Origin of the sequence: Rhodococcus sp. PvR044, from assembly GCF_040548995.1 — a bacterium.
Classification (GTDB): Bacteria; Actinomycetota; Actinomycetes; order Mycobacteriales; family Mycobacteriaceae; genus Rhodococcus_G; species Rhodococcus_G oryzae.
Genome location: NZ_JBEPSX010000012.1, coordinates 58571 through 74731, shown reverse-complemented (window position 1 = coordinate 74731; position 16161 = coordinate 58571). Strand labels below are relative to the sequence as shown.

Annotated in this window: 16 protein-coding genes; 8 read left to right on the top strand and 8 right to left on the bottom strand. The window is 69.1% G+C overall.

Features of this window, described 5'->3' with window-relative positions:
- Positions 1 to 13: 13 nt before the first annotated feature.
- Entirely contained in the window at positions 14 to 436 is a 423-nt protein-coding gene (locus ABIC28_RS23085; RefSeq protein WP_097212206.1) for a DUF3052 domain-containing protein, read from the bottom strand.
- Between the two features lie 238 nt (positions 437 to 674).
- Here ABIC28_RS23085 and aceE point away from each other — a divergent pair, with 238 nt between their 5' ends.
- From aceE to ABIC28_RS23055, 6 genes are all read left to right on the top strand, one after another.
- Positions 675 to 3539 carry a pyruvate dehydrogenase (acetyl-transferring), homodimeric type gene (gene aceE / locus ABIC28_RS23080; RefSeq protein WP_179800566.1) on the top strand — a complete coding sequence of 955 codons (2865 nt, stop codon included), beginning with the start codon at positions 675 to 677 and terminating at the stop codon, positions 3537 to 3539.
- Between the two features lie 111 nt (positions 3540 to 3650).
- Positions 3651 to 4967 (top strand): PucR family transcriptional regulator, encoded by a 1317-nt coding sequence (locus ABIC28_RS23075; RefSeq protein ID WP_097212083.1) that lies wholly within the window; start codon positions 3651 to 3653, stop codon positions 4965 to 4967.
- Between the two features lie 127 nt (positions 4968 to 5094).
- Entirely contained in the window at positions 5095 to 6012 is a 918-nt protein-coding gene (locus ABIC28_RS23070; protein ID WP_077041998.1) for an ACP S-malonyltransferase, read from the top strand.
- Positions 6013 to 6131: 119 nt separating this feature from the next.
- Positions 6132 to 6437: a meromycolate extension acyl carrier protein AcpM gene (gene acpM, locus ABIC28_RS23065; protein WP_077041999.1), complete on the top strand. Its 306-nt coding sequence runs from the start codon at positions 6132 to 6134 to the stop codon at positions 6435 to 6437.
- Positions 6434 to 7684 (top strand): KasA/KasB family beta-ketoacyl-ACP synthase, encoded by a 1251-nt coding sequence (locus ABIC28_RS23060; RefSeq protein WP_097212082.1) that lies wholly within the window; start codon positions 6434 to 6436, stop codon positions 7682 to 7684. The genes acpM and ABIC28_RS23060 overlap by 4 nt, the downstream gene beginning before the upstream one ends.
- 92 nt (positions 7685 to 7776) lie before the next feature.
- Positions 7777 to 9210, top strand: coding sequence for an acyl-CoA carboxylase subunit beta (locus ABIC28_RS23055; RefSeq protein ID WP_354581058.1), 1434 nt, complete (start codon positions 7777 to 7779; stop codon positions 9208 to 9210).
- Positions 9211 to 9275: 65 nt separating this feature from the next.
- On the opposite strand, the gene ABIC28_RS23050 is transcribed toward ABIC28_RS23055, so the two are convergent.
- The 3 genes from ABIC28_RS23050 to ABIC28_RS23040 all read right to left on the bottom strand — a co-directional run bounded on the left by ABIC28_RS23050 (position 9276) and on the right by ABIC28_RS23040 (position 11414).
- A complete protein-coding gene (locus tag ABIC28_RS23050; protein ID WP_027500001.1) occupies positions 9276 to 9476 on the bottom strand; it encodes a cold-shock protein in 201 nt (66 codons plus the stop codon).
- 276 nt (positions 9477 to 9752) lie between these two features.
- The gene (locus ABIC28_RS23045; protein WP_209926706.1) at positions 9753 to 10607 is read right to left on the bottom strand and encodes a DUF559 domain-containing protein; all 855 of its coding nucleotides are present in this window, start codon (positions 10605 to 10607) and stop codon (positions 9753 to 9755) included.
- 156 nt (positions 10608 to 10763) lie between these two features.
- Complete coding sequence (locus tag ABIC28_RS23040) at positions 10764 to 11414, bottom strand: NAD(P)-dependent oxidoreductase (protein WP_354581055.1); 651 nt, start codon at positions 11412 to 11414, stop codon at positions 10764 to 10766.
- 100 nt (positions 11415 to 11514) lie between these two features.
- On the opposite strand from ABIC28_RS23040, the gene ABIC28_RS23035 reads away from it, so the two are divergent.
- Positions 11515 to 11880, top strand: coding sequence for a winged helix-turn-helix transcriptional regulator (locus ABIC28_RS23035; protein WP_097212079.1), 366 nt, complete (start codon positions 11515 to 11517; stop codon positions 11878 to 11880).
- Here ABIC28_RS23035 and ABIC28_RS23030 read toward each other — a convergent pair.
- The 3 genes from ABIC28_RS23030 to ABIC28_RS23020 all read right to left on the bottom strand — a co-directional run bounded on the left by ABIC28_RS23030 (position 11877) and on the right by ABIC28_RS23020 (position 13984).
- On the bottom strand, positions 11877 to 12395 hold the full coding sequence (locus ABIC28_RS23030; protein ID WP_097212204.1) for a DUF3145 domain-containing protein: 519 nt from the start codon (positions 12393 to 12395) through the stop codon (positions 11877 to 11879). The two genes, ABIC28_RS23035 and ABIC28_RS23030, sit on opposite strands and share 4 nt — an antisense overlap.
- Before the next feature lie 126 nt (positions 12396 to 12521).
- Complete coding sequence (locus ABIC28_RS23025; RefSeq protein WP_209926710.1) at positions 12522 to 13337, bottom strand: serine hydrolase domain-containing protein; 816 nt, start codon at positions 13335 to 13337, stop codon at positions 12522 to 12524.
- Positions 13338 to 13360: 23 nt separating this feature from the next.
- Entirely contained in the window at positions 13361 to 13984 is a 624-nt protein-coding gene (locus ABIC28_RS23020; RefSeq protein ID WP_143548464.1) for a TetR/AcrR family transcriptional regulator, read from the bottom strand.
- Positions 13985 to 14101: 117 nt separating this feature from the next.
- Here ABIC28_RS23020 and ABIC28_RS23015 point away from each other — a divergent pair, with 117 nt between their 5' ends.
- Positions 14102 to 14962 carry an alpha/beta fold hydrolase gene (locus ABIC28_RS23015; RefSeq protein WP_354581052.1) on the top strand — a complete coding sequence of 287 codons (861 nt, stop codon included), beginning with the start codon at positions 14102 to 14104 and terminating at the stop codon, positions 14960 to 14962.
- A gap of 53 nt (positions 14963 to 15015) precedes the next feature.
- Here the strand turns inward: ABIC28_RS23015 and ABIC28_RS23010 are convergent, their stop codons facing one another.
- Positions 15016 to 16143: an NDMA-dependent alcohol dehydrogenase gene (locus ABIC28_RS23010; RefSeq protein ID WP_097212075.1), complete on the bottom strand. Its 1128-nt coding sequence runs from the start codon at positions 16141 to 16143 to the stop codon at positions 15016 to 15018.
- Between the last annotated feature and the right edge of the window lie 18 nt (positions 16144 to 16161).

Genomic DNA, 16161 nt, shown 5'->3' with positions numbered 1-16161 from the left:
TGCAGTAGTGCGATCAGCGCTTGGCCGGGCGGGCCTTCGGCTGCACCAGCCGACTGCCGCTCCACAGGCCGAGGTTCGCCGCCGAGGTCTGGGTCAGACCCGCCGTCGGTGCCGATTCGGCGATCTCGCTTGGCTCGACATGGCCAGGTTGTCCGGTCTTGGGGCTGAGGACCCACACGAAACCCTCGTCGGCCAGGGGGCCGATCGCGTCCATGAGTGCGTCGACGAGGTCTCCGTCGCCGTCCCGCCACCACAGCAGGACCACGTCGATCACCTCATCCGAATCCTCGTCGAGGAGCTCCCCACCGATGGTCTCCTCCACGGATGCGCGCAGCGCATCGTCGGTGTCCTCGTCCCAACCCAGTTCCTGAACAACCATGTCATTGGTGATGCCGAGTTTCTGGGCATAGTTCTGGGCGTCCGCCGCGGCGACCACGGTGGTGTCCTCCTTTTGTTGTCGGGGCTGAACCTCCAGCACCCGGTCCGTGTGGATCAGTAGTGAAAGCGAACAGGTTGAACGGCTCTTGCGCAAGCCGACGCCACCGAAAAACCGAACAAAGATTTTGTGACGTAGCAGATTGTGACTCGCCGTCGACCCTCGCCGGGCGATACGGCAGGATTGAGCCAGATCACCATCACGCGTAAAGCGGACCGCCGTCACACAGGCGATTCGCATGGATTGGGCGCCGCACCGAGCGTCCTCCCCGATGAAGGAGAGTCATACGTTGTCCGAGCCCACCCAGGACCAATTCTCGCCAGCGCAGCAGCCCGCACCCAGCGGCGACGGCCGCGTCCGCGTGATTCGTGAGGGGGTGGCCTCATATCTCCCCGACATCGATCCCGACGAGACAACCGAGTGGTTGGACAGCTTCGACGGCCTGTTGCAGAACTCGGGACCGGCGCGCGCCCGCTATCTGATGCTGCGCCTGCTCGAGCGTGCGGGCGAGAATCGGGTGTCCATCCCCGCGCTGACCTCCACCGATTACGTGAACACCATTCCGACCGAGAACGAGCCGTGGTTCCCCGGCGACGAGGAGGTCGAGCGTCGCTACCGCGCCTGGATCCGCTGGAACGCCGCGGTCATGGTGCACCGCGCGCAGCGCCCCGGCGTCGGCGTGGGCGGCCACATCTCCACCTACGCGTCCTCCGCTGCCCTCTACGAGGTCGGGTTCAACCACTTCTTCCGCGGCAAGGACCACCCCGGCGGCGGCGACCAGATCTTCATCCAGGGTCACGCCTCCCCCGGCATCTACGCCCGCGCCTTCCTCGAGGGCCGGATCCCGGCCGAGCAGATGGATGGCTTCCGCCAGGAGCACAGCCACGCGGACGCAGGCGGCGGGCTGCCGTCGTACCCGCACCCGCGGCTGCTGCCCGACTTCTGGGAGTTCCCCACGGTGTCGATGGGCCTCGGCCCGATGAACGCCATCTATCAGGCCCGGTTCAACCACTACCTGCACGATCGCGGCATCAAGGACACCGCCGACCAGCACGTCTGGGCCTTCCTCGGCGACGGCGAGATGGACGAACCGGAGTCGCGTGGCCTGGCGCACGTGGCCGCCACCGAGGGCCTCGACAACCTCACGTTCGTGGTCAACTGCAACCTGCAGCGCCTCGACGGCCCGGTCCGCGGCAACGGCAAGATCATCCAGGAGCTGGAGTCGTTCTTCCGCGGCGCCGGCTGGAACGTCATCAAGGTCGTCTGGGGCCGCGAGTGGGACGCGCTGCTGCACGCCGACAAGGACGGCGCGCTGGTCAACCTGATGAACACCACCCCCGACGGCGACTACCAGACCTACAAGGCCAACGACGGCGGATACGTCCGCGAGCACTTCTTCGGTCGCGACCCCCGCACCAAGGAACTGGTCAAGGACCTGTCCGACCAGGACATCTGGAACCTCAAGCGCGGCGGGCACGACTACCGCAAGATCCACGCGGCCTACGCGGCCGCGCTGCAGCACAAGGGCCAGCCGACGGTCATCCTGGCGCACACCATCAAGGGCTACACCCTCGGCAAGCACTTCGAGGGCCGCAACGCGACCCACCAGATGAAGAAGCTGACCCTCGACGACCTCAAGGCGTTCCGCGACCTGCAGCGGATCCCGATCTCCGACGCCGAGCTGGAGAAGGACCCGTACCTGCCGCCGTACTACCACCCCGGCGCGGACGCCCCCGAGATCCAGTACATGCTCGACCGTCGCAAGCAGCTGGGCGGGTTCCTGCCCTCGCGCCGCACGGACGTCGCGCCGCTGGCACTGCCCGAGGACAAGACATACGACTCGCTGCGGAAGGGCTCCGGCAAGCAGGAGATCGCCACCACCATGGCGCTCGTGCGGGTCCTCAAGGAGCTGCTCCGCGACAAGGAGATCGGCAAGCGGATCGTGCCGATCATCCCCGACGAGGCCCGCACGTTCGGCATGGACTCGTGGTTCCCGTCGCTGAAGATCTACAACCGCAACGGCCAGCTGTACACCTCGGTCGACGCCGACCTGATGCTCGCCTACAAGGAGAGCTCGATCGGCCAGATCCTGCACGAGGGCATCAACGAGGCCGGCTCCACCGCCTCGTTCACCGCGGTCGGCACCTCCTACGCCACCCACGGCGAGCCGATGATCCCGCTGTACATCTTCTACTCGATGTTCGGCTTCCAGCGGACCGGTGACGGACTCTGGGCGGCCGCCGACCAGATGGCCCGCGGTTTCGTGCTCGGCGCCACGGCGGGCCGGACCACGCTCACGGGCGAGGGCCTCCAGCACGCCGACGGGCACTCGCTGCTGCTGGCGTCGACGAACCCCGCCGCGGTGACCTACGACCCGGCGTTCTCGTACGAGATCGCGCACATCGTCAAGGACGGCCTGCGCCGGATGTACGGCGGCACGCCCGGCGAGGACGGGTTCGGCGGCGAGAACATCTTCTACTACCTGACCATCTACAACGAGCCGTACGTGCAGCCCGCCGAGCCGGAGGACCTCGACGTCGAGGGCCTGCTCAAGGGCATCTACCTGTACAGCAAGAGCACGGGCACCGGACCCCGCGCGCAGATCCTGGTCTCCGGCGTCGCGATGCCGGAGGGCATGCGCGCCCAGCAGCTGCTCGCCGAGGACTGGGGCGTCGCGGCGGACGTGTGGTCGGTGACGTCGTGGGGCGAGCTGCGCCGCGACGGCGTCGAGTGCGAGCGACAGGCGCTGCGGAACCCGCAGGCCACCGCCGCCGTGCCGTACGTGTCCACCGCGCTGGCAGGCGCCGAGGGCCCGTTCGTGGCGGCCTCGGACTGGATGCGGGCGGTCCCGGACCAGATCCGGCAGTGGGTGCCCGGCGCGTACACCACGCTCGGCACCGACGGGTTCGGCTTCTCCGACACCCGGACCGCGGCAAGGCGCTACTTCAACGTGGACGCCGAGTCGATCGTGGTCGCGGCGCTGGCCGGCCTCGCCAAGGAGGGCAAGCTCGAGCACAACACCCCGGCGGCGGCCGCCCGGCACTACCGGATCGACGACGTCCTGGCGGCGCCGAAGTCGCTGAAGGACCCCGGCAGCGCCTGACGACTATCTGTGCACGAGCGTTTATAGACACCTGACAAATCAGGCGCCCGGGAAGCGCGCAATTCGCGCCCCCGGGCGCCTGAGGTCACGGTGGGCGTAAGTTTCGAGACTATGGGCGAGCAGAAACCCCCGCTGGACGGCTCCGCCGACGACGGGACACAGGCGGCGGCCGTGCCGGTTTTCGGCAGGCAGCGTCAGCCCCGCGACCCCCTGCCCGACGCACTGCTGCGGCGGGTCAAGCAGTTCTCCGGCCGGCTCTCCACCGAGGCGATCACCTCGATGCAGGACCAGCTCCCGTTCGTCGGCGACCTCGACGCCGACCAGCGCGCGAGCGTGCAGCTGCTCGTGCAGACCGCGGTGGTCAACTTCCTCGAGTGGCTCAAGGACCCCGAGGGCGACATCCGTTTCAGCATGGAGGCCTTCCAGGTCATCCCCCAGGACCTGGCCCGCAGGCTGACCCTCCGTCAGACCGTCGACATGGTGCGCGTGGCGATGGAGTTCTTCGAGCAGTGGCTGCCCGCACTGGCCAGGAACGAGCAACAGCTCATCGCCCTGACCGAGGCAGTGCTGCGCTACGGCCGCGAGCTCGGGTTCGCCGCCGCCTCCGTCTATGCCAGCGCCGCCGAGTCCCGCGGCGCGTGGGACACCCGCCTGGAGGCCCTCGTGGTGGACGCGGTGGTCCGCGGCGACACCGGCTCCGACATGCTTTCCCGCGCAGCGACACTCAACTGGGACGCGACCGCGCCCGCGACCGTCCTCGTCGGCACCCCGCCGCCCGAACAGGGCGTGTCGGTGGTCAGCACCGTTCACTCGATCGCGCAGAAGCACGGGCGGGCCGCGCTCGCCGTCGTGCAGGGCTCCCGGCTGGTGATGGTGGTCAGCGGCGACATGCAGGACCCGTACGACGATCAGTTCATGACGGACCTCCTCACCAACTTCTCCGACGGCCCGGTGGTGATCGGGCCGACCACCCGCACCCTCAGCGCCGCGCACTTCAGCGCGGTGGAGGCCCTGGCCGGCATGGAGGCGGTGGCCGGCTGGCGGGGCGCCCCGCGGCCGGTCCACGCCGGTGAACTGCTGCCCGAGCGGGCCCTGCTCGGTGACCGGGCGGCCCTCGATTCGCTCATCGATCTGCTCGTGCGACCGCTGGCCGCCGCGGGGTCGGCGCTGACCGACACCCTCGAGACCTATCTCGACTGTGGCGCCGCCGTTGAGACCTGTGCCCGCAAACTGTTCGTGCACCCCAACACTGTCCGGTATCGACTTAAAAGGATCAGCGAGATCACCGGCCGAGACCCCATGAACCCGCGCGACGCGTACGTGCTCAGGGTCGCGTCAACGGTGGGTCGTTTGGCTCAGGCCAGTCACGAAACAACGCATCCAGTCACACCAATCACATTCTTCACAAACCGTGCGATCGACTTGTAACGTTCCGCCGTCCACTTCCGATGCGAGTTCCCCACATGCGATTTTGTGGGAACCCTACAAAACACTTGTCCAAGGTTGATGGTCAAAAACATCACCCACATGCCGCTGGACAGTGTTCCCTTATCTTGTGATTTCGTTGCTTGCCCCGGGTCAGGGCTCCCAAACCCCCGGCATGCTCAGCCCTTGGCTGGAGCTGCCGGGCACTGCAGACCGCATTTCCATCTGGTCGAAGGCCTCCGGCCTCGACCTCGAACGCCTGGGCACCACCGCCACGGCCGACGAGATCACCGACACCTCGGTCACCCAGCCGCTCGTGGTCGCCGCCGCGCTGCTCGCCTTCGAGGAGCTCGAGCGCCGCGGACTCGTCCCCACGGACCTGATCGCCGCGGGACACTCGGTCGGTGAGCTGGCCGCGGCCGCCATCGCAGGCGTGATCTCCTCGGACGACGCCGTCGCGCTCGCCGCGCTCCGCGGCTCCGAGATGGCCAAGGCCTGCGCGCTGGAGCCGACCGGCATGTCCGCGGTGCTCGGCGGCGACGAAGAGGTCGTCCTGGCACGGCTGGCCGAGCTCGGCCTCGAGCCGGCGAACCGGAATGCGGCCGGCCAGATCGTGGCGGCCGGCCTGCTCAGCGCCCTGGAGGAGCTCGCGGCAGCGCCGCCGGAGAAGGCCCGCGTCCGGGCCCTGCCGGTGGCGGGCGCGTTCCACACCGCGTTCATGGCGCCGGCCCAGGAAGCCGTCACCGAGGCGGCCTCCCGAATCAGCCCCTCGGATCCGACGCGCACGCTACTGTCCAATGCCGACGGTCAGCCGGTCACCTCCGGCGCCGACGCGCTGGCCAAGCTGGCTGCCCAGGTGACCAGGCCCGTGCGCTGGGACCTGTGCACCGCGTCGCTGCGCGCGGCCCAGGTCACGGCGATCGCCGAACTCCCCCCGGCCGGCACCCTGGTCGGTATCGCCAAGCGGGAGATGAAGGGGACCCCCACGCTGGCGCTCAAGACGCCGGACGACATCCCCGCGCTGTCCGAGCTCACCGGGCTCGGATGAGGCCCGCCGCAATCCTGCGGCCCTAGGCCCCTCGCAGCAGGACCACACACCACAATGGCCGGTCTGCCGACCGGCCAACGCCAGACCCAAGTAACACCAAACAAGAAGGGAGCCACGAAGTGGCCACCACCCAGGAAGACATCATTGCCGGACTCGCGGAGATCATCGAGGAGGTCACCGGCATCGAGCCGTCCGAGGTGACCATCGAGAAGTCCTTCGTCGACGACCTCGACATCGACTCGCTGTCCATGGTGGAGATCGCCGTGCAGACCGAGGACAAGTACGGCGTGAAGATCCCCGACGAGGATCTCGCCAGCCTGCGCACCGTCGGCGACGCCGTCAGCTACATCCAGAAGCTCGAGGCCGAGGGCGGCGACGCCGCTGACGCCGTCAAGGCGAAGCTCGACTCCGCGAACGAGGAGTGAGCTCGCCCGTGACTTCCACCAGGAACTTCCCCAACGTCGTCGTCACCAGCCTCGCGGCCTCGACGTCGATCGCTGGTGACGTGGATGCCACGTGGAAGGGCCTGCTCGCAGGCGAGAGCGGGATCGACGTCCTCGAAGATCCGTTCGTCGCGGAGTACGACCTTCCCGTCCGCATCGGCGGGCACCTGAAGGTGAACCCCGACGATGCACTCTCCCGCGTCGAGATCCGGCGGATGAGCTTCGTGGAGCGACTCGCTCTCGTGCTCGGACGCCAGGTGTGGCAGAACGCGGGCAGCCCCGAGGTGGACAAGGACCGGCTCGGCGTGGTCCTCGGTACCGGACTCGGGGGCGGCGAGGCATTGATCGACGCCGTCGACAAGATCAAGACCCAGGGATACCGGAAGGTGTCGCCGTTCTCTGTGCAGATGGTGATGCCGAACGGTCCCGCCGCGGTCGTCGGGCTCGAGCTCGGCGCCCGCGCAGGCGTGATCACTCCCGTCTCGGCGTGTTCGTCGGGCTCGGAAGCGATCGCGCACGCATACCGGATGCTCATCATGGGTGACGCCGACATCGTCGTCACCGGTGGCGTCGAGGGCCAGATCGATCCCGTGCCGATCGCGAGCTTCGCGATGATGCGGGCATTGAGCTCACGCAACGACGATCCGAAGGCCGCCTCGCGTCCCTTCGACAAGGATCGCGACGGCTTCGTCTTCGGCGAGGCCGGGGCACTGATGGTCCTCGAGACCGAGGAGCACGCCAAGGCGCGCGGGGCAACCATCCACGCACGCCTGATGGGCGCGGGCATCACCTCGGACGGCTACCACATCGTGGCGCCGCACCCCGAGGGCACGGGCGCGGCCCGCGCGATGGCACGGGCGATCCAGACCGCGGGTCTGGCGAAGTCCGACATCACCCACGTGAACGCGCACGCCACGGCGACGCCGATCGGGGACACGGCCGAGGCACTGGCCATCAAGTCCGCGGTCGGTGGCCACGCTGCGGTGTACGCACCGAAGTCAGCTCTCGGGCACTCCATCGGCGCCGTCGGTGCGCTCGAAGCCGTGCTCACGGTCCTGGCTGTGCGTGACGGAGTCATTCCGCCCACGCTCAATCTCGATAACCAGGATCCAGAGATCGATCTCGATGTCGTGAAGGGTGAACCCCGTTACGGCCAGATCGACTTCGCGCTCAACAATTCATTTGGATTCGGTGGGCACAATGTCGCGCTCGCCTTCGGCCGAGTCTGACCGGTCGGACTAGCTCGATGGTGGGGGCCTCGCAGCCAGGGGCCCCCACCCCGACTACCGCCCGCAGGCGGCCAGTACAAGGAGGACAAGCGATGACCATCTTGGCCCCGATCACCCGATCCGATGCCCAGCTCGATCCCCGCGACCCGATGGCGCGACTCGAGAACCTCTTCGACGCCGGGACCACCGTCCCGCTGCACGATCGTGACAAGTCCGGTGTGCTCGCCGCTGCCGGCGAGATCGACGGAGTTCGCACGATCGCCTACTGCTCCGACGCGACCGTCATGGGCGGCGCGATGGGCGTCGAGGGCTGCAAGCACATCGTGAACGCGATCAACACCGCGATCGACGAGAAGTCCCCGATCGTCGGCATCTGGCATTCCGGCGGTGCGCGGCTCGCGGAGGGCGTGGAGGCCCTGCACGCGGTCGGCCTCGTGTTCGAGGCAATGGTGCGCGCGTCCGGCCTGGTCCCCCAGATCTCCGTCGTCCTCGGCTTCGCCGCCGGCGGCGCCGCATACGGACCCGCGCTGACCGACGTCGTGATCATGGCGCCCGAGGGACGGGTCTTCGTGACCGGCCCGGACGTGGTCCGCTCGGTCACCGGCGAGCAGGTCGACATGGAATCGCTCGGCGGCCCGGACACCCACACCAAGAAGTCGGGCGTCGCGCACATCGCGGCCACCGACGAGCTGGATGCACTCAATCGAGCGCGCCGCCTGGTGTCGATGTTCTGCGACCAGGGCACCTTCGACCAGGCCGCAGCCGAGCACGGCGACACCGACCTGCGCGCGCTGATGCCGGCGTCGGCCAAGCGCGCCTACGACGTGCGCCCGATCGTGCACGAACTGCTCGACAACGTCGAGGGCGAGTCGACCCTCGAGGAGCTGCAGGGCAACTACGCCCGCAGCATCGTCACCGGCCTCGGACGCCTCGGCGGTCGCACCGTCGGCGTGATCGCCAACAACCCGCTGCGCCTCGGCGGCTGCCTCAACTCGGAGAGCGCCGAGAAGGCCGCGCGTTTCGTCCGGCTCTGCGACGCGTTCGGCATCCCGCTGGTCGTGATCGTCGACGTCCCCGGCTACCTGCCCGGGGTGAGCATGGAGTGGGAGGGTGTCGTCCGTCGCGGCGCCAAGCTGCTGCACGCGTTCGCAGAGGCCACCGTCCCCCGCGTCACCGTGGTCACCAGGAAGATCTACGGCGGCGCGTACATCGCGATGAACTCGCGGGCCCTCGGCGCCACCGCCGTCTACGCCTGGCCGGACGCCGAGGTCGCCGTGATGGGCGCCAAGGCAGCCGTCGGCATCCTGCACAAGCGGGCTCTCGCCGCCGCCCCGGAGGACGAGCGTGAGGCACTGCACGATCGCCTCGCCGCCGAACACGAGGCGATCGCGGGCGGCGTCAGCCGCGCCATCTCGATCGGCGTCGTCGACGAGATGATCGAGCCCGCCAAGACCCGCAGCCGGGTCACCGCCGCCCTGGCGGCCGCACCGGCCGGCCGCGGGCAGCACAAGAACATCCCGCTCTGATCGGCACCAGAGACGAGAAGGGCCCCCGACCTGAGGTCGGGGACCATTCTTGCTGAACGGGTGGCTCAGAGCACGTGAACCGCGGTGGCCTGCGGGCCCTTCGGGCCCTCGGTCACCTCGAACTCGACCTGCTGGTTCTCCTCGAGGCTCCGGAAACCGGAACCCTGGATCTCGGAGAAGTGCACGAAGAGATCCGGTCCGTCGGTGCGCGAGATGAAGCCGAAGCCCTTCTCCGCGTTGAACCACTTGACTGTTCCCTGACTCATATTTGCTCCTCACAGGGCTGGGATGACGGGACCCACACCGTGTGGTGCCCCGGGCCGGTTCGAGACTCGGCGTCTCCAGATTCCTGAAGGCAAACAGAGCGCACGCAACTTGAGTTCTTGCGAGCGTGCGGTAAACACAAACACACAAAACTGACGACCGCCTGGTTCAACGCCGACTGCGGCGGATCCATTCCCGAGGGGGTGGTTCCCTCGTCGAGGGGGCGGTTCTCGGGCAGCCATGACGTCGAAAAGCCCGAGAACTTCCCCCTCGCCGGCTCACACCGGCGCCCCGGCCACGCGCAACTTCGCGCGGACCCGCTCCAGCACCACGCCGGGCCGATCACGGAGCAGTTCTGCGCTCACGCGAACCACCGCCCAGCCCAGCGCCTCGAGGACGGCGGCCCTGTCGATGTCGCGGGAACGCTGCCGCTCGTCCAGCCAGTGGTGCTCGCCGTCGTACTCGACCAGGACCCGCCAGCGCTCCCAACCGAGATCCGACCTCGCGATGACCCGCCCCGACTCGTCGCGGACCCTGATCTGGGTCGCCGGGCGCGGCAGCCCGTCGCGCACGATCAACAACCGGGTTCGGGTCTCGGCCGGCGATTCCGCTCCGCCGTCGACCATGTCGAGCACCCGTCGTAGCCGGACCAGGCCGCGTACGCCGGGGTGCCGCTCCGCGATCGCCGACACCTCGGCGGGGTCGAGACCTGTGGCGTTGCACAGCGCGTCGAGGACCTCGACCGCCCGGTCGAACCCGAGTCCACGCCCGAGGTCGAACGCGGTTCGCGCCGGGGTGGTGGCGGCCATCCCGTCGATCCGACAGGTCTCACCGTCGAGCAGCTCCGCCTTCCTGACCACGATTCCCTTCGGCGCCCGCACGTGACCGGCGCGGATCAGCTCGGCGGGCTCGCTCGCATCGATCCACTTGCTGCCGTGCAGGGCAGCGGCGGAGAACCCGGCGAGCACACCGCGGTCCCCCGCCCACAGCTGCGCCGCGCGGGCACGGGCGATCGCGGTCGGCGTAGTCCCCTTGCGCACGTAGACGTCTCGGTGCAGCCGCACGAAGTCCCGCCTGAGCTGATGCGCCGTCACGGTGCCCCGGCGTACGGCCAGGGTTCCGCGGAACGGCATCGGGTGCACTCCCCAACCCTCGACGTGTCGCAAGCCGACCGGGCCGGGAATCCGCGATCTGTGGATGACCGAACCGCTCATCCACAGGCGGCCGAGGGGGTGGTTCTCGGGTCTGTCGCGCCGAGAGCCCGAGAACCTCCCCTCGCCGGGCCACCGTCAGCCGATCGCGACCAGTTCTCGGCTGTGCTTCGGACGCTCGACCTCGTCGATCAGCGCGACGGCGAGGTCCGCGTACGAGAACGGCCGCGCCCCGGCTGCATCGGCAATCACGGTGCTACCGCCGATCCGGTACTCCCCCGTGCGCTCGGCGACCTCGTCGAGGACAACCGGCGGCGGCGCCAGCATCAGCCAGTCGACATCGGTGTCGGCGCCGCGCAGCACCTCGAGCTCGGCCGCGTGACCGAGCGAGAACTCCCTTGCCTCCGAGGGGAAGCCGGGCGCATCGAGCACGCGGACGCCCGGCTCGGTCTCGAGCAGCGTGCCGATCCCGACGACCAGCATCCGACCCACCAGAGCCCGGCCGAGGCCATCGAGCAGCGCCTCGGTGGCCGCGACATAGAACTCCGACGACGGCAGATCCATCCGGGCGACGGCGCTGATCGCCACATCGTGGCCGGCCGAGAGAGCGGCGATGCTGTCGGCGTCGGTGGCGTCCCCGGTCACCAGGTCCGCGCCGAGCGTGGCGAGTTCCGGGCACCGTGCGGGGTCGCGGACCACCGCGGTGACCCGGTGACCGCGGGCGAGGGCCTCGGAGACCGCGCGGCGTCCGGCACGCCCACCGGCTCCGAAGATGATGATCCTGCTCATGGGTGGCTCCGTTCAACGGGGCCGGCGCACGATCGCCGACCGACGACGCGAAGGTAGCGAGCAGGGTGCCGGTTACCGCAACGATAGTTACGCTGACCTGGTGACGAAGCCTCTGGAGCCCGACATGTTCGAGGGCTGCTCGACCGGTCCCGCGCCGATTCGGATCGGCGACAAATGGACGGCGCGGATCATGACCTGCCTGCGCGAGGGCCCGCGCCGGTTCTCGGAGCTCCAGGTCCCACTGCGCACGGTCACCCCGAAGGTGCTCACCGAGTCGTTGCGGGCCATGGAGCGCGACGGCCTGGTCACCCGCACCGCCTACGCCGAGATCCCGCCCAGGGTGGAGTACGAGCTCACCGCGCTCGGCCGCTCGCTCTTCGAGCCGATGGCGGCGGCCTGCGCTTGGTCCCGCGAGCATCTGGACGAGCTGCTCGACGCCAGGAACAGGGTTGGGGACGCGCCCTAGCCGACGTGCCTGCGCAGCCAGGTGACCTCGGCACCCTCGCCGCCACTGCGGTACGGCTCGAGCGCCTCGTCCCAGGCCGTGCCGAGCGCGGTGTCGAGCTCGGAGGCGAGTTCGCCCGTGCTGCCGTGCGCCTGCATCAGCGCGCGCAGCCGCATCTCCCCGAGGATCACGTCGCCGTTCGCGCTCATCGCGCCGCGCCACAGTCCGAGCCCGGGGACGTGACTGAACCGCTCGCCGTCGACGCCGTCGCTGGGATCCTCGGTGATCTCGAACCGCAGCATCGGCCAGGACCGCAGCGCGGTGACCAGTCGCGCGCCGGTGCCCACCGGCCCGACCCAGTTGCTGGTCGCGCGCAGCAGCCCGTCTCCGGCGGACTGTGAGGTCCACTTGAGGTTGGCTGGGCTCTCGAGGGTGGCGGTGAGCGCCCATTCGACGTGGGGGCACACCGCGGCGGGCGACGAATGCACGTAGAGCACACCAGTCGTCGCATCGGCGAACTGATTCAACGCGCGCACAAGCACCTCCGGCTCAGACGAGGGACGTCTTCCCCAACGACCTCATTTGTGCCTGGCGCGCGATTTGCGTCACCAGTGTGCCCTGTGCGCCCCCTGTTGCGCCAGTTATAGAAGGGATTGGTGTGATCAAATGTCCGCGAGCTCGGCCAGCACGGCCTCGCTCAGCGGCGGCCAGGCGGCCTTGGCCCAGTCGCCGAAGGCCCGGTCGGCCAGCGCGACGCACGCGATCGAGCGGTCCGGGTCGACCCACAGGAAGGTCCCGGACTGACCGAAATGGCCGTAGGTCGACGGCGAGTTCGTGGCACCCGTCCAGTGCGGCGCCTTGTGGGACTTGATCTCGAAGCCGAGCCCCCAGTCGTTGGGCCGTTGGACGCCGTAGCCGGGCAACAGGCCGTCCAGGCCGGGGAACTGGACCCTGGTGGCCTCCCCCGCCGTCTCCGCCGAGATCAGGGTCGGAGCCAGCAGCTCCTGGGCAAACCGGGCCAGGTCGGCCGCGCTGGACCGGGCGCCGTGCCCCGCCGGACCGTCGAGCGTCGATGCCGCCATGCCGAGCGGGGCGAACACCGCCTCGCGCAGGTAGTCCGGGAATGCGATGTCGGTCTCCGCCGCGATGAGGTCGGCCAGCACCTCGAATCCCGCGCTGGAGTAGATCCGCTTGGCCCCTGGCGCGCTCTGCACGGTCGGCTCGCCGAACGCCAGCCCTGAGGTGTGTGCGAGCAGGTGCCGCACGGTGGCGCCGGGTGGCCCCGCGGGCTGGTCGAGCTCGATCGCACCCTCCTCGACGGCCACCAGAGCGGCGTACGCCACGAGCGGCTTGGTCACCGAGGCGAGCGCGAACACCCGGTCCTGGTCCCCGGCCGCGCCGATCCTGCCGTCCGGGCCGATCACGGCTACCGCGGCATGGTCGACGGGCCAGTGTTCGATCGCATCGAGGCTGTGCACCCGTGCAGCCTACGAGACCGCGCTCAGCCCTCCGCCAGCCCGGCCAGCCCGGCCGCCACCGCGGGATCCGCACCAGAGACGGATTGCAGTGCGGACAGGAACGTCCCGGCCAGCACCTGCTCGAGCACTGCCCGCTCGACGTCCGCGCTCGCCAGCCAACGCAGGCACGCGGCCTTCTCGAATGCCAGGCAGCCCTCGATCACCATGACCGCGACCTCGCTCGGCGCATCGATGCCGAGCGCGTCGAGGATCAGCTCGAACGAGGCCGCGTCCACTCGGCGACCGAGTTCGGCGAGGCCCGAGCTCCCGCCGGCCCGCATCAAGGCCTGCCAGCCGACGCTGTGCAGCTGCACGTGATCGAGGTAGGCCCCGAGCCCGGCCATCAGCCTGCCGAGCAGGGGTCCCTCGCCGGTGGCCGCGGTCAGGTCCGCGATCATCCTGTCCGCCGCGGACTCCATCGCCGCGAAGACGAGCGCGTCCTTACCGCCGAAGTAGTGGTACAGCAGCCCGACGGACACCCCGGCCTCGGCCGAGATCTCCTGCACGGACAGCCGTTCCGGTTCCCGGGTGGACAGCGCACGCAGGGTCGCCTCGATCAGCTCGGCACGACGCTGCTCGGTCGTCAGCCGGGTGCGTTGCTCGGGCATCGGCACCCCTCCCCTCGGTCGCGCTCACTCTAGGGTCTCGAAGGCTATTGAAATGACGTTCAACAGAGGCTACCGTCGAAGTCACTATTGAATGCATTTTCAATACAGGAGTCCGACATGACGCAGAGCGGCACCAACCTGGAAAAGGAACGCTGGATCGAGACCACCGCGGGCCCGGTACATTTGCGCGAGCGCGGCGCCCCGACGGGCACTCCGCTGCTGTTCGTGCACGGCGCGCTCGTCGACAGTCACCTCTGGGACGGCGTCGCCGATCGGGCCGCGGCGCTCGGATACCGGTGCCTGCTGCCGACGCTCCCCCTCGGCTCGCACACCCGGCCGATGAACCCCGGCGCCGATCTGAACCCGCCCGCGCTGGCCGACCTGGCCGCCGAGGTGGTCGGGCAGCTCGGGCTGAGCCGGGTCACGGTGGTGGGCAACGACACCGGCGGCGGCCTGAGCCAGATCCTGACCGCCCGCCATCCCGATCTGGTGCGGACGCTGGTCCTCACCGCCTGCGATGCCTACGAGCAGTTTCCGCCCCGATCGCTGCGCGCCTTCTTCGCGCTCGGCAGGGCGCCCGGGGTCCTCGCCCTCGGCGGGCAGCTCATGCGGCTGCGGGCGGCACGACGGTTCGCGATTCCCCGCCCGCTCAGCCATCGGGGGCCCGGTGACGGGGTGATCGCAGGCTGGACCCGGCCGTTGCGGGACCCCATGCTGCGCCGAGACACCGTCAAGTTCTTCGCGGGCATCGAAGCCTCACACACCCTGGCCGCCGCGCAGCAGCTGCGCACCTACACGGGCGGCGCGCTGCTCATCTGGGGCGCCGACGACCGCGTCTTCGGCCTTGACCTGGGCCGCAGGCTGGCAAGCGACATCCCGGACGCTCGGCTCGAGATCCTCGACGACTGCGGCGCATTCGTCCCGCTGGACGCGCCGGACCGGGTCGCCGGTCTCATCGACGAGTGGCTGACCGGATAGACAGCGGCGCCGGGCAGCTCGACTGAGCTGCCCGGCGCCGTTGAGGTGTAGCTCTAGCGGTCCGCGTCGGTGTACTTGATGACGCCGCGCAGGTTCTTGCCGTCCAGCATGTCCTGGTAGCCCTCGTTGATCTGCTCGAGGCTGTAGGTGTTGGAGATCATGTCCTGCAGATTGAGCTGACCCGACTTGTACAGGTCGAGCAGCATCGGGATCTCGTGACGCGGGTTGGCGCCGCCGAAGACGTTGCCCTTGAGCGTCTTCTGCAGCATCGCGAAGAGGAAGAGGTTCATCTTCACGTCCATGTCGGACATGTTGCCCATCGAGGTCACGACGCAGGTGCCGGCCTTGGCGGTCAGGGTCAGCGCCGGGTCCACCAGCGTGCCGTCCATCTCGCCCATGGTCAGGATGACCTTCTGGCACATCTTGCCCCAGGTCAGCTCCATGACCGGGACGATGGCCTCCTCGAGGCTCGCGAACGCATGCGTGGCACCGAACTTGAGGGCCTGCTCGCGCTTGAACGGGACCGGATCGATGGCGATCACGTGGCGTGCACCCGAGACCACCGCGCCCTGCAGCGCGGCCATGCCGACGCCGCCGACGCCGACGATCGCGACGGAATCACCGGGGCGGACCTGCGCGACGTTGGTCGCCGAGCCCCAGCCCGTCGTCGTGCCGCAGCCGACGAGCGCGGCGACGTCGAACGGGATGTGCTCGTCGATCTTGACCGCGGAGTACTCGTGCACGGTCATGTACGGCGAGAACGTGCCGAGAAGGGACATCGGGATGACGTTCTGGCCGCGGGCCTGGATGCGGAACGAGCCGTCCGAGATGGACTGGCCGGTCAGCAGGTTCATGCCCAGGTCGCAGAGGTTCTGGTGTCCCTGCGTACAGGGGTCACAGGCGCCACAGGCCGGAATGAAGGACAGCACGACATGGTCGCCCTCCTTCAGCCGCTTCACGTTCGGGCCGACCTTGGTGACGACACCCGCACCCTCGTGCCCACCCAGCGCCGGGAACGACGGCATCGGGGTGGCACCGGTGACGATGTGATAGTCGGAGTGGCACATACCGGCCGCCTCCATGCGGATCTGGACTTCGCCCTCGCGGGGATCACCCAGCTCGATCTCCTCGACCGACCACGGCTCGTTGAGACCCCACAACAGCGCGCCTTTTGTCTTCATTTCGTTCCGGCCTTTCGT